We start from the raw sequence: 13,020 nt of genomic DNA on the forward strand, positions 1-13,020 counted from the left end.
AGGGGACCCCAGCCATGGCCACCGAAAATGCCGTCAGCGCGGAAGAGATCAAGGTCAACGCCGCCAAGATGCATATCTCGACCACCGATGTCGCCATCGACATCATCGCCATGCATAAATGGTACGGCGAGTTCCATGTGCTGAAGGACATCAATCTGAAGGTGATGCGCGGCGAGCGCATCGTCATTTGCGGACCGTCCGGGTCCGGCAAGTCGACCATGATTCGCTGCATCAACCGGCTGGAAGAGCACCAGAAGGGCAAGATCATCGTCGACGGCAAGGAACTCACCAACGATCTGAAAAAGATCGACGAGGTGCGCCGCGAGGTCGGCATGGTGTTCCAGCACTTCAACCTGTTCCCGCATCTGACCATCCTCGAGAATTGCACGCTGGCGCCGATCTGGGTGCGCAAGACGCCGAAGAAGCAGGCCGAGGAAATCGCCATGCATTTCCTCAAGCGCGTGAAGATCCCCGAGCAGGCCAACAAATATCCGGGCCAGCTTTCCGGCGGCCAGCAGCAGCGCGTGGCGATCGCCCGCTCGCTGTGCATGAACCCGCGCATCATGCTGTTCGACGAGCCGACCTCGGCGCTCGACCCGGAAATGATCAAGGAAGTCCTGGAGACGATGGTGGGGCTGGCCGAGGAAGGCATGACCATGCTGTGCGTCACCCACGAGATGGGCTTTGCCAGGAAAGTCGCCAACCGGGTGATCTTCATGGATCAGGGCCAGATCGTCGAGCAGAACACGCCGGCCGAGTTCTTCGACCATCCCCGCCACGAACGCACGAAGCTGTTCCTGTCGCAGATCCTGCACTGAGCGGACTGACGCCAAGTCGAGAAAGCCCGGTCGCGCCACGGCCGGGCTTTTTAGTGTCTGGCCGTCGGATAATGATCTTCTTCATTGAGCCGCGACGGAATCGCGAAGCCGCACCGATGAGAAAACTCCTGCGTTTCCTGGCCATGCTGGTTGCAGCACTGGTGCTCGCCGTGTCGCTCGGCACGCTGGTGCCGCGGCCGCTCTGGCCGGCAGCCGCAGCGGGCGAGGGCATCCGGCACATATTGGTGCTGAAAAATCCGATCCACACCGACATCGCCATTCCCGTGGACGACGAGGTGCGCCGGCGCTTCCGTTTCCTTGCCGATGCCGGCCTGCCTTCGGACGCGCCCGAAGTGCGCTACCTCGTCTTCGGCTGGGGTGGGCGCGCCTTCTACCTGGAAACGCCGACATGGTCGCAATTGAAGGCGCTGCCCGCAATCAAGGCTTTGACGCTCGATGCGTCCGTGATGCATGTCGACGTCGCCGGCAACATTCCCGAGCCGCACCCCGATGTCGCGGGCTTCGACGTGGGCGAAGACCGTTTTGCCGCATTGCTCGATTTCGTCGAAGCGAGCTTTCAGGAGGGGCCGAACGGTCCGATCGTCATCGATGATGCCGCCTACTCCAATTTCGATCGCTTTTATGAGGCCAATGGCCATTTCAATGCGCTGATCGGCTGCAATACCTGGACGGCGGCGGCACTGCGCACCGCCGGCCTGCGCACCGGTTGGTGGAACCCGCTGCCGGTTTCGCTTGGGCTGTCGATGCGGCTGTATAATTAGCTTTGCCGCTGGCTCCTTTCAGCGACGGGTGATCCGCTGCTGCTCCCACCCGTAAAGCCAGTCCAGATCGGCTGCGAGCTTCTCTCCCGGTCGTGCCGCCAGAAACAGATTGCGGGCCAACGCCACCGGGCCTCGGGCATGCCAGGCAAGCCGGTTGAGCGCGCCGCGACGGATGACCTTGGCGATGCGCGACCGCCGCAGGTTCTCCCAGATGACGAGGCTTTGCGTCAGGTCGCCAGGGAAGTCGGCGATCAAATCGGCAAGCGTAGCCGCGTCCTCGATCGCCATGGCAGCACCTTGCGCCGCGAACGGCGTCATGGCATGCGCGGCGTCGCCGATTAGCGCGATGCCTTCGGGCATGGTCCAGCGTCGCTGTTCGACCGTGTGGATAGGAAAGGCGGTCCACGGGCCAGCGAGTTCCACCAAACGCGCCAGCGCCGGCGCGGAGCGGCGCATGGCGCCTGAAAGGATGGCGGGATCGGCGTGGCGTGACCACCCGTCGGCGATGCGCTCGCCCCGGGTGAAGGCGGCAAGGTTGAAGGCGCTACCCCTGCTCACGGGGTAGGCGACCAAATGAAAGCCGGGATGCAGGAAGGTGGTGACGCAGTCAGGGGAGCCGATCGCGGTGAAGGCTCGCCCCGCCTCGTTGTCTGCGCTCACCGTCGCCCGCCAAGCCAGTTCGCCGGAGAAATGGCTGTTCGCCAAGCCGGCTCCGCTGCCTGGACTGGCAAACCTCCGCACCGCTGACCAGACGCCATCGGCGCCGACCAGCAGAGATCCTTGGGTATCGATGACCTTGCGGCCGACCCCGTCTGTCGTGGTGATAACGAATGAACCGGAGGCCACGCTGCTGATCTGCGCGCCGGTGGTGAGATGGATGTCGGGCAGTTGCGCAACGCGCGCCATCAGGGCGTCTTGCAGATCCGCCCGGTGCGCCACGAGATAGGGCGCCCCCCAGCGTTCCTCGCCGGCTCCGCCAAGCGGCACGCGTGCCAGTTGGCGCAGGCTCGCGGCGTCCTTCAGCACCACGGCTTCCGGCTGGACGGCATTGGCAAGAAGCGTGTCGAGCACGCCAAGCTGGCGAAGGATGCGGGTCGCGTTAGGAGAGAGCTGGATGCCGGCGCCCGCCGCTTCGAGACGCTGCGCCTGTTCGAACACCCTCACGGAATAGCCGCGTTCGGCAAAGGCAATCGCCGCTGTCAGCCCGGCGATGCCAGCCCCGGCGATCATGACCTGCCGGGACCGCGTCTCGCTCATGATCGGAAGGTCAGGCGGCCTGGTCGATGTAGAGGCAGCCCGCCGGCAGCGTTTCGGTCGCCTTCAGCTTCGGCGAATAGCGATAGAGGGTCGAGCAGTAGGGGCAGACTTTCTCATTGTCGTCGCCCATGTCTAGAAAAACATGCGGATGGTCGAAAGGCGGGTTGGCGCCCGTGCACATGAATTCCTTGACTCCGATGTCGATCGCCGGGTGGCCCGCATCGTTCTGGAAATGGGGAATGGAACCGCCTGCCATCGTCGTCTCCTTAACGCAGTCTCTCTGCATCTGGATCATATCAAGTCTGTTTGCAAGTTCGATGAAATCAAACTGTCGCAAAAGCCTGTCAGAGAACTGTCGCAAAAGCCTGCCACAGGATAAGTTAAGCCGGTTAACCGGCTGAGGCGCGCGGAAGAGCAGGAATCATGAACGAACTGAAGCCGGTACAGAGCGAATTCAACAATGTCGCGGCAGCGAGCCCGGAAGGCAATCCGGACCGCTTCGTCAACCGCGAATTCTCCTGGCTGCAGTTCAATCGCCGCGTTCTCGAGGAATCGCTGAACACCCATCACCCGCTGCTGGAGCGCGTCCGCTTCCTGTCGATCTCGGCCGCCAATCTCGACGAGTTCTTCATGGTGCGCGTCGCCGGCCTTGCCGGCCAGGTGCGCGAGGGGATCGTGCTGAAGAGCCCGGACGGACGCACTCCCGAACAGCAGCTCGAACAATTGCTGCGTGAGGTCGAGCGGCTGCAGGAGGACCAGCAGAAGAGCCTGTCGGCCCTCACGGTGCTGCTCAACAAGGAAGGCATCGAAACCATCACCCGCGACGCGCTGACCAAGGACGAGAAGGTCTGGCTGGAAGACCATTTCCAGGAGCAGGTGTTTCCCGTGCTGACCCCGCTGTCGATCGACCCGGCGCATCCGTTCCCGTTCATTCCCAATCTCGGCTTCTCGATGGCGCTGCAACTTCGCCATCGCAAGAATGGCGAGGAGATGAGCGCGCTCTTGCGCCTGCCGGTGGCGCTGAAGCGCTTCATCCGCCTGCCGGACCGCAAGCACCATGTCCGCTTCATTCCGCTGGAGGAGGCGGTCGGCCTCTACATCGGCAAGCTCTTCCCCGGCTACGAGGTCAAGGGCTCCGGCACGTTCCGCATCATTCGTGACAGCGACATCGAGGTCGAAGAGGAATCGGAAGATCTCGTGCGCCTGTTCGAAACGGCGCTGAAGCGCCGCCGCCGCGGCTCCGTCATCCGCATCGAATTCGACAAGCTGATGCCTGGGGAATTGCGCGATTTCGTCGCCGGCGAGCTTGGCGTCTCGTCGAGCCGCATCAGCGTGCTCACCGGGCCGCTGGCACTCAGCCAGATCTCCGAGATCGTCTCCGTTCCCCGCGACGACCTGAAATTCATCCCCTACAACCCACGCTTTCCCGAGCGTATCCGCGAGCATGGCGGCGACTGTTTCGCCGCCATTCGCGAGAAGGACATCGTCGTCCATCACCCCTATGAGTCGTTCGACGTGGTGGTGCAGTTCCTGCGCCAGGCGATGGCCGACCCCGAAGTGGTGGCGATCAAGCAGACGCTCTATCGCACCTCCAACGACAGCCCAATCGTGCGTGCTCTGGTCGACGCGGCCGAAGCCGGCAAGTCAGTAACGGCGCTGGTCGAGCTCAAGGCGCGTTTCGATGAGGAGGCCAACATTCGCTGGGCGCGCGATCTCGAACGCGCCGGCGTGCAGGTCGTGTTCGGGTTCCTGGAACTCAAGACCCACGCCAAGATGTCGCTGGTGGTGCGGCGCGAGGACGGCAAGCTGCGCAATTACGTCCATCTCGGCACCGGCAACTACCACCCGGTCACCGCGCGCATCTACACCGACCTGTCCTTCTTCACCACCGATCCGACGATCGCCCGCGACGTCGCCCAATTGTTCAATTTCATCACCGGCTATGCCGAGCCGACCGCGGAGATGCGGCTGGCGATCTCGCCGTTCACGCTGAGGAACCGCATCCTTCAGCACATTTCGGACGAGGTCACCCATGCGTTGGAGGGACGGCCGGCGCGTATCTGGATGAAGATGAACGCGCTCGTCGATCCCATCATCATCGACGCGCTCTACGATGCCAGCCGCGCCGGAGTGGAGATCGACCTCGTCGTGCGCGGCATATGCTGCCTGCGGCCGCAGGTGCCGGGCCTGTCGGAAAACATCAGGGTCAAGTCGATCGTCGGCCGGTTCCTGGAGCACAGCCGCATCTATTGCTTCGGCAACGGTCATGGCCTTCCTTCGGACGAGGCGATCGTCTACATCTCCTCGGCCGACCTCATGCCGCGCAATCTCGACCGCCGCGTCGAGACCATGGTGCCGATCACCAATCCAACTGTGCATGAACAGATTCTGGGCCAGATCATGCTGGGCAACATCATGGACAATCAGCAAAGTTTCGACGTATTGGCAGATGGAACCTCCCGGCGCGTGGTGCTGGAGGAGGGTGAGGAACCGTTCAACGCGCAGGAATATTTCATGACCAATCCGAGCCTGTCGGGACGGGGTGACGCGCTGAAATCGCATGCGCCCAAGCGAATCGCCCAGTTCAAGCGCCGCAAGAAGAACGCCGCCACCTGATGCTGTCCAATTCCCAGGGCCGGCTGCAGGACCGCCGACCGCTGTCCATCATCGACATCGGCTCCAATTCGATCCGTCTCGTCGTCTATGAGGGGCTGGCGCGCTCGCCGACCATGCTGTTCAACGAAAAGATGCTGGCCGGCCTCGGCCGCGGCATCGTGTCGACGGGGAAGCTGGACCCCGAGGGGGTGGCGCGCTCGATGGAGGAGTTTCGCCGTTTCCGCGCGCTCTCCGACCAGGCAGGCGCCGAACACATGTACGTGCTGGCAACCGCCGCCGCCCGCGAGGCGATCAACGGTCCCGATTTCATCCATCGTGCCGAGGATGTGCTCAAGACCGAAATCCGTGTGCTCTCCGGCCGCCAGGAAGCGCATTATTCCGCGCTCGGCGTCATCTCAGGCTTCCACCCGGCCAACGGCATTGCCGGCGACCTTGGCGGCGGCAGCCTGGAGCTTATAGACATTGATGGCGAGGCGATCGGCGACGGCATCACGCTGCCGCTCGGCGGCCTGCGCCTGCAGGACATGGCGAAGAACTCGCTCGTCCAGGCGCAGAAGATCGCGCGCCAGGAACTGGCCCGGGCCAAGCTTTTGAAGGGCGGACAAGGCAGGACTTTCTACGCTGTTGGCGGCACCTGGCGAAACCTCGCCAGGCTGCATATGGAGATGAACAACTACCCGCTCGGCGTCATGCATCACTACGAAATATCGGCCGAAAGCGCGCAGAACTTCCTCAAGCAGGTGGCCAGGGGCGAAGTCGAAAAGGTGAGGGGCATCGAGGGTGTCTCCAAGAACCGCCGCTCGCTGCTGCCCTATGGCGCTCTCGTGCTGCAGGAGATCATGACGGCGATGCAGCCGTCCAGAATCGTCGTTTCGGCGCAAGGCGTGCGTGAGGGGTTCCTCTATTCGCTGCTCGACGCGGCCGAGCAGAAGGCCGATCCGCTGATCTCGGCCGCCGAGGAGCTTGCGCTTCTGCGCTCGCGTTCGGTCCATCACGCGCATGACCTTGTCGAATGGACCGGCAAGGCCTTCAAGGCGTTCGGCATCGACGAGACGGAAGACGAAGCGCGCTATCGCCATGCCGCCTGCCTGCTCGCCGATATCGGCTGGCGCGCTCATCCGGAATACCGCGGCAAGCAGTCGCTCAACATCATTGCGCATGCCTCGTTCATCGGTGTCGATCATCCCGGCCGCGCCTACCTGGCGCTGACCAACGCCTACCGTCATGATGGCGTTTTCAATGAATTGGTGGCGCCCGAAATCAGGGCGCTGGCGCCGCCGCGCCTGCTGGAGCGCGCCCGCGTACTGGCAGCGATGATGCGCGTCGTCTATCTGCTGACGGCCGCGATGCCTGGCATCATGCCGAGGCTGAAATGGGAAAGCCGCCCCAACGGGGCGCTGGCGCTGGTGCTGCCGGCCTCGCTCTCCGACCTATACGGCGAGCGCCCGGCCGGCCGGCTGGCGCAACTGGGGCGCATCACCAACCGCCGCCTGGTGCTGGCGGTCGAGGGCGGGCAGAGCGTGTCGGCGAAGTAGTCAAGTCGCGTCGGCGCCTATGCCGAAGCCGCGCCCATCGGCCGACCATGCGCCGGCGCCGGTCATGGCAAGCGCCAGGAAACCGCCCGATATCGCGATGTCCTTCATCAGCATCTGCTGGTGCAAGAAGGCGAGCGTCGCGTCACCGGCGCCTTGGCCATAATGGCCGATATAGCCGGCCGCGATGCAGAAGCCGGCCAGCAGCAGTGCGACGATCCGCGTCTGCAAACCAACGAGGATCAGCAGTCCCGCGATCAGCTCGAAAAGGCCGGTGCCCCAGGCGGCGAGCGCCGGCAGCGGCAGGCCGAGGCCGGCGAAATAGCTGGTGGTGCCGGCGATGTTGGCGAGCGCCTGGAAGCCGGACGGCACGAACAGCACGGCAAACAGCAGCCGCGAAACCAGAAGCAATGCACTGCGACCCATGGCTCCCTCCCTTGCCGGCACGGTCGCCGGCGACCATTGCAGTCTAATGCATGTCGCCCGGGAGTGTCCTTGGTTCCGGGACAACGACATGCATAAAACCAGAAGCTTACAGCAGCTCGGACGAATCTATTTGCCGCGACGTGCTGTACCCCTGTGATCACATAACGAAAAAAGCGGCGCGGAAAATTCCGCGCCGCTCGTTTCAGATCCTTGGGAGGAAAAAACCTCAGCCGCGCTTGGCGTCGATCGAATACGCGCCGGGACCCGAGGAGGCCAGCAGCAGGAAACCGCCGGTGATGGCGACGTTCTTGAGGAACTGGATCATCTGCATCTGGTCGGCCCAGCCGGTGTGGGCGACCAGCCCGGTCGCGATCGTAAAGATCGCGAGCACCCAGGCGGCGATCCTGGTCTGGAAACCGACGAGGACGGCAAGGCCGCCAAGCAGCTCGATCAGTCCGACGATGACGGCCGTCGCCGTCGGCGCCGGCAGGCCGAGGCCGCCGAAATAGGCGGCGGTGCCGGAAATGGCTGTGAGCTTGCCGAATCCAGAAAGCAGGAAAATGACCGCGAGCAGGATGCGGCCGATGAGGATGGTGACAGAGCTGTTGGACGCGGTGCCGCTGCCGGCGAAGGAAGTGTTTGTGGACATGGTGGCTCTCCGAATGGGGTTGATGCCCCGTCAGATAGAGCATGCCAACTGTTCACCAAAGCCGCCTATCCGGCGACACATTGTTCACAGGAATACGTTTCTGTGAACCGGTGAAAAGCGGAAATTCATGTCGGTCGATGCGCTGGCGTGAGGATATTCTCCCGCCGAAAAATGCCTTCACCCCGGATGTGTCATGTCCTGCGGCCGCACCAGGCGGTCATAGTCGGCCTCGCTGACCAGTCCGGTTGCCAACGCTTCCTCGCGCAACGTCGTGCCTTTCTTGTGCGCGGTCTTGGCGATCTTGGCGGCGTTGTCGTAGCCGATGGTGGGCGCAAGCGCGGTCACCAGCATCAGCGAACGGTCGAGTGCCGCCTTGATGTTGTCCTCTCGCGCCTCGATGCCGACGACGCAATTGTCGGTGAAGGAGACCGAAGCGTCGGCGAGCAACTGCACCGACTGCAGGAAATTGTACGCCATCAGCGGATTGTAGACGTTGAGCTCGAAATGGCCTTGGCTGCCGGCGAAGGTAAGCGCCGCATTGTTGCCGAACACCTGCACGCAGACCTGCGTCATCGCCTCGCACTGGGTAGGGTTGACCTTGCCCGGCATGATCGAGGAGCCGGGTTCGTTTTCCGGTAGCGACAATTCGCCGAGGCCCGAGCGCGGGCCGGAGCCAAGGAAACGGATGTCGTTGGCGATCTTGAACAGTGCCGCGGCCGCGGCATTGATGGCACCGTGCGAGAACACCATGGAATCATGGGCGGCGAGCGCCTCGAATTTGTTCGGCGCGGTGACGAAGGCGATGCCGGTAATGGCGGCGATGCGATCGGCCACCCGCTCGGCGAAACCGACCGGCGCATTGAGGCCGGTGCCGACGGCGGTGCCGCCCTGCGCCAGTTCCTGCAGGCCGGGCAGCGTCTGCTCGATGCGCTTGATCGAGGAGGCGACCTGCGCGGCATAGCCGGAGAATTCCTGGCCCAGCGTCAGCGGCGTGGCATCCTGCGTGTGGGTGCGGCCGATCTTGATGATGTGGTTGAAGTCCCGGCTCTTGGCGGCGAGCGCCTTGTGCAGGTGGTGCAGAGCGGGAATCAGGTCATGCTCGATCCGCTCGGCGCAGGCGATGTGCATGGCCGTCGGATAGGTGTCGTTGGAGGACTGGCTCATATTGACGTGGTCGTTGGGGTGCACCGGCTTCTTCGAGCCCATGACGCCGCCCAGCATCTCGATCGCGCGGTTCGAGATCACCTCGTTGGCGTTCATGTTGGACTGCGTGCCCGAGCCGGTCTGCCAGACCACCAGCGGAAAGTGGTCGTTGAGCTTGCCGTCGATGACCTCTTGCGAGGCCTCGATGATCGCCTTGCCGATGGCCGGATCGAGCCGCTTGAGCTCCATGTTGGCTTCCGCCGCCGCCCGCTTGACGATGCCCAGCGCGCGCACGATCGAAGCCGGCTGCTTCTCCCAACCGATCTTGAAATTGCCGAGGGAACGCTGCGCCTGGGCGCCCCAATAACGGTCGGCGGCGACCTCGATGGGGCCGAACGTGTCGGTTTCGGTTCTCGTCTTTGGCGTGCTCACGGCAAGGCTCCGGTCTGTCGATTTGGGCAACGGCGTATCGCGTTGCACAAATGGCTTCAAGCGGAGAATAACGCGGCTGCGGATGCAAATCGGTTGAAGATGCTTCCGATCTCCCCACTGGAACCCTTGGAGCAGAGATCGGCGGCTTCGCGTTCTCAACTCAAGGGCGAACCGACAATATCGATGCCATTTTCCGCGCAGATCCGCACCAGAGCCTCGATCATCTCGGGCGTCGGCTCGGACAGCGGCGGCAATTCCGGCTGTCCGGCGGGGCGGCTCGCCTGACGCAGCATCGTCTCGAACCCGCGGCCGCGCGTGACGGTCAGAGCGCGCGCACCTTCTGGAGATTCGACCCTGTATGTGTGCGGCAGGCCTTTCGGCGCAATGAGGGTCTCGCCGGTACCAGCGACCCGCTCCTGTCCGTCGATCCGAACGCGCAGCTGTCCTTCTAGGATATGAAACACCTCGTCTTCGTGCCGATGCACATGCAGCGGCGGAGAATCGCCATGGGGCATGCGGTGCTCGACGACACAGATGCCGTCCTCGCCCTCCGCCGACGATATCCGAATGGCAACCAGTGTGTTGTTGAACCAGAAGAGTTCCTTGCCTGTAATGGTCCCGACGGTCATTGTCATGGTTCTTCCTCCTTTGTTGCCCTCGGACGGGTCGCGGTCGGAAGGATCTGATCAGGTGCATGCCGCCGATGGAAATCCAATGATCATATGAGGCGGATTGATGCCATGAATTTAAATGCGCTCGACCTCAATCTGGTCAGGGTGCTCGATGCGCTTTTGCGCGAACGAAGCGTGACGCGCGCCGGCGAGCAGATCGGGCTGAGCCAGCCCGCCGTGAGCGCCGCGCTCAATCGCCTGCGTCATGTCCTCAACGACCAGTTGTTCGTGCGGCGCGGCAACGACATGGTGCCGACCCCGCGCGCCGAAAGCCTGACGGAGCCGGTGCGCGCGGCACTGCGCGAGATCGAACGCGCCTTTCATTCGGCGCATTCGTTCAATCCGGCGGAACTTGAGCGAACCTTCACGCTCATGGGGGCGGACTTCTTTTCCATGCTACTGATGCCGACACTGGCGGTGCGCGTCGCGGCTATCGCGCCGCATGCGTCGTTACGGTTTCTCGATAGCGCGCGAGGCGATGTTTCGCGTCTGCTCCAGGACGATGAAATCGATGTGGCTCTCGAAGGTCCGCTGGAGGTCTTGGATTGGGTCTCCAGCGTACCGCTGTTCCATTCGCCATTCGCAATCATTGCGGCGCAAAACAATGCTGCAATCAGAATGGCGGGGATCGCAGGGGGCGAGCCTATTCCGCTTGAGCTTTTTTGCGAACTGCCGCACGTTCTTCGCTCTATCGACGGCTCGATGTCGGGCTCCACCGACGAGGCGCTCCGCAAAATCGGGCGAAGCCGCCGTGTAAGCCTGGCACTGCCTCACTTTCAGGCTGTCGCGTTGGCCGTCGCAAACGGAAACTACCTTTCCGCGGTTCCCAGGCAGTTCGCGGTTTGGGCAGCCAAAACCCTGCCTCTCGCCATCTTCGAGCCGCCACTTCCCATTGCCGTTCCTGAAATCAGGATGTACTGGCACGCACGCCGAGACGACGAGCCCCCTCATCGCTGGATTCGCCTTCAGATCCTGGACGTTGTGGGCGCTCTTGGATTTGTGGAAAGCGCCGCTGGTGAAGTTGCCGCGCCATAGCGGCCAGGCAGTTCACCCCGCCGTGTAGCCGCCGTCGACGGCAAAGATGCCGCCACTGGTCCAGCCAGCCTCGTCGCTGGCGAGATAGACCGCCATCCCGGCGAGGTCGTCAGGCCGGCCGATGCGGCCGAGAGGATAGCTGCGCTCGACATAGGCTTTCAGTTCCGCCTGTGCCTCGGCCGGCAGGTTGTCGACGGTCTTGCGCCGCATTGCCGTATCCACCGTACCGGGTGCGATTGCGTTGACGCGGATGCCGCGCGGACCGAGTTCGAAGGCCAGCGATTTGGTCAGCGAGTTCAACGCGCCTTTGGACAGGGAGTAGAGGCTTGATGGCCGTTTCGGGATCATCTTGTTGGCGAAATAGGAGGAGATGTTGATGACGGATGCATCTGCACCGAGATGCGGCAGCAGCCCCTGGGTGAGGAAGAACGCCGCCGTCACATTGAGCGCGAAAGATTGCTGGAACTGTGCCTCGCTGACACTCTCGAACGGCACGAGATAGGCGACACCGGCATTGTTGACGAGAACGTCGAGTGGCCGGCCGGATTCTTTCGCCTGCTCGACGACCGCTGCGAGGCCGGGGCTGGTGGCGAGGTCGGCCGACAATGTCGCCACCATGCCTGTCGAGCCGAGGGCCGTCAGCTTCTGGCGAGCGGTGTCGAGTTTGCCCGCGTCGCGGCCGACGATCAGGACATCGGCACCCTCGTTCAGGAATGCCTCGGCGATCGCCAGGCCGATGCCGTCCGATCCGCCGGTGATCAACGTCCGCTTGCCCTGAAGCCTCATCACGCACATCACCATGCGTTTGCCATCAAACAGAGGGATCGCACCGCATGTCCGTGACGGGGTCAAGTCATCAGGCTATCCCAGGGTATGAACTTCGGCCGGCGTCCGGCGCGAGCGCCCGACGGCTGGCCTGAGACCCGTCGCAGCGCGAAAACCGGATGACGTGCGGGTCGGTTTCACGCGCTGGCGGTGGAGCGCTCCTGAGTAGCCAGCCGCGCGGCGACATAGCCCTTGACCTGCCGGATCGCCTGTTCGCGCGAGACGCTGCCCGGCTGCAGGCCGAGCCGAAGCCAGAGTCCGTCGATCAAGGCCGTGACGCCAAGCGCGATGTCGTCGGCCTCGTTGGGTGAGGCGAGGCCGCGCAGGCCGGACAACAGATTCGAGCGCATGCGCCCATGGATCACCTTCTGGATGCGCGCCAGCTTTTCATCGCGCGGCACCTCGGCGCAGAGCGAAAGCCAGGCATGGCATAGAGGCGGCAGGAAGAGATGCTCCTCGAAATTGCCCTCGATCACCGCGTCCAGGCGTTCCATCGAAGTCCGCGCCCGGCGAAGCCTTGCGACCACCGCGTTGCATAGGACTGCGTTGGCCTCGCGCATGGCGTGCTCGAACAATTCCTGCTTGTTGCGGAAATAGTGCAGCACGATGCCTTTGGAGGCGCCTGCATGGGCGGCGACTTTTTCCAGCGTCGCCCCCGCAATGCCTTCGCGCTCCAGAACCGCGAAGGCCGCCTGGCGCAATTCCTTGCGGCGTATGTCGCCAAGGCGTTTCAGTTTCACGGGATTGTTCCATGCCTCACGAATCCACGTTGACATTTTCGCCCCGCGAGATCAATCATTGACCAATGGGGCAATAAAAAGACCGATGGGTCAA

General features: G+C 63.2%; 13 protein-coding genes. 5 read left to right on the forward strand and 8 right to left on the reverse strand.

The features are described from left to right. The first annotated feature begins 68 nt into the window (after positions 1-68). Together LB571_RS09720 and LB571_RS09725 are read left to right on the forward strand one after the other, a co-directional pair. On the forward strand, positions 69-818 hold the full coding sequence (locus LB571_RS09720) for an amino acid ABC transporter ATP-binding protein (protein ID WP_031240865.1): 750 nt from the start codon (positions 69-71) through the stop codon (positions 816-818). A 116-nt stretch (positions 819-934) separates the two neighbouring features. Next, complete coding sequence (locus LB571_RS09725; RefSeq protein ID WP_224583178.1) at positions 935-1,600, forward strand: TIGR02117 family protein; 666 nt, start codon at positions 935-937, stop codon at positions 1,598-1,600. Between the two features lie 18 nt (positions 1,601-1,618). Here the strand turns inward: LB571_RS09725 and LB571_RS09730 are convergent, their stop codons facing one another. Then, on the reverse strand, positions 1,619-2,857 hold the full coding sequence (locus LB571_RS09730) for an FAD-dependent monooxygenase (RefSeq protein ID WP_224594049.1): 1,239 nt from the start codon (positions 2,855-2,857) through the stop codon (positions 1,619-1,621). Between the two features lie 10 nt (positions 2,858-2,867). Further along, positions 2,868-3,113 carry a zinc-finger domain-containing protein gene (locus LB571_RS09735; RefSeq protein WP_015318409.1) on the reverse strand — a complete coding sequence of 82 codons (246 nt, stop codon included), beginning with the start codon at positions 3,111-3,113 and terminating at the stop codon, positions 2,868-2,870. Between the two features lie 167 nt (positions 3,114-3,280). Here LB571_RS09735 and LB571_RS09740 point away from each other — a divergent pair, with 167 nt between their 5' ends. Together LB571_RS09740 and ppx are read left to right on the forward strand one after the other, a co-directional pair. After that, positions 3,281-5,473, forward strand: a complete 2,193-nt coding sequence (locus LB571_RS09740) for an RNA degradosome polyphosphate kinase (RefSeq protein ID WP_140726247.1) — start codon at positions 3,281-3,283, stop codon at positions 5,471-5,473. Then, entirely contained in the window at positions 5,473-7,008 is a 1,536-nt protein-coding gene (gene ppx, locus LB571_RS09745; protein ID WP_224594053.1) for an exopolyphosphatase, read from the forward strand. The genes LB571_RS09740 and ppx overlap by 1 nt, the downstream gene beginning before the upstream one ends. Here ppx and LB571_RS09750 read toward each other — a convergent pair whose 3' ends face one another. The 4 genes from LB571_RS09750 to LB571_RS09765 all read right to left on the reverse strand — a co-directional run bounded on the left by LB571_RS09750 (position 7,009) and on the right by LB571_RS09765 (position 10,290). After that, complete coding sequence (locus tag LB571_RS09750) at positions 7,009-7,431, reverse strand: DoxX family protein (protein WP_224594056.1); 423 nt, start codon at positions 7,429-7,431, stop codon at positions 7,009-7,011. Positions 7,432-7,657: 226 nt separating this feature from the next. Beyond that, the gene (locus LB571_RS09755) at positions 7,658-8,080 is read right to left on the reverse strand and encodes a DoxX family protein (protein ID WP_140790525.1); all 423 of its coding nucleotides are present in this window, start codon (positions 8,078-8,080) and stop codon (positions 7,658-7,660) included. Positions 8,081-8,257: 177 nt separating this feature from the next. After that, a complete protein-coding gene (gene fumC, locus LB571_RS09760; protein WP_140617163.1) occupies positions 8,258-9,655 on the reverse strand; it encodes a class II fumarate hydratase in 1,398 nt (465 codons plus the stop codon). Between the two features lie 155 nt (positions 9,656-9,810). Further along, complete coding sequence (locus tag LB571_RS09765; RefSeq protein ID WP_140617162.1) at positions 9,811-10,290, reverse strand: cupin domain-containing protein; 480 nt, start codon at positions 10,288-10,290, stop codon at positions 9,811-9,813. 105 nt (positions 10,291-10,395) lie between these two features. Here LB571_RS09765 and LB571_RS09770 point away from each other — a divergent pair, with 105 nt between their 5' ends. Continuing rightward, positions 10,396-11,361, forward strand: a complete 966-nt coding sequence (locus LB571_RS09770) for a LysR family transcriptional regulator (protein ID WP_224594059.1) — start codon at positions 10,396-10,398, stop codon at positions 11,359-11,361. A 12-nt stretch (positions 11,362-11,373) separates the two neighbouring features. Here LB571_RS09770 and LB571_RS09775 read toward each other — a convergent pair whose 3' ends face one another. Both LB571_RS09775 and betI read right to left on the reverse strand, forming a co-directional pair. Then, positions 11,374-12,147, reverse strand: a complete 774-nt coding sequence (locus LB571_RS09775; RefSeq protein ID WP_140790606.1) for an SDR family NAD(P)-dependent oxidoreductase — start codon at positions 12,145-12,147, stop codon at positions 11,374-11,376. Between the two features lie 176 nt (positions 12,148-12,323). Further along, positions 12,324-12,962, reverse strand: a complete 639-nt coding sequence (gene betI, locus LB571_RS09780; RefSeq protein ID WP_224594063.1) for a choline-responsive transcriptional repressor BetI — start codon at positions 12,960-12,962, stop codon at positions 12,324-12,326. Between the last annotated feature and the right edge of the window lie 58 nt (positions 12,963-13,020).

Origin of the sequence: Mesorhizobium sp. BR1-1-4 (assembly GCF_020165375.1) — a bacterium.
Lineage (GTDB): Bacteria > Pseudomonadota > Alphaproteobacteria > Rhizobiales > Rhizobiaceae > Mesorhizobium > Mesorhizobium australicum.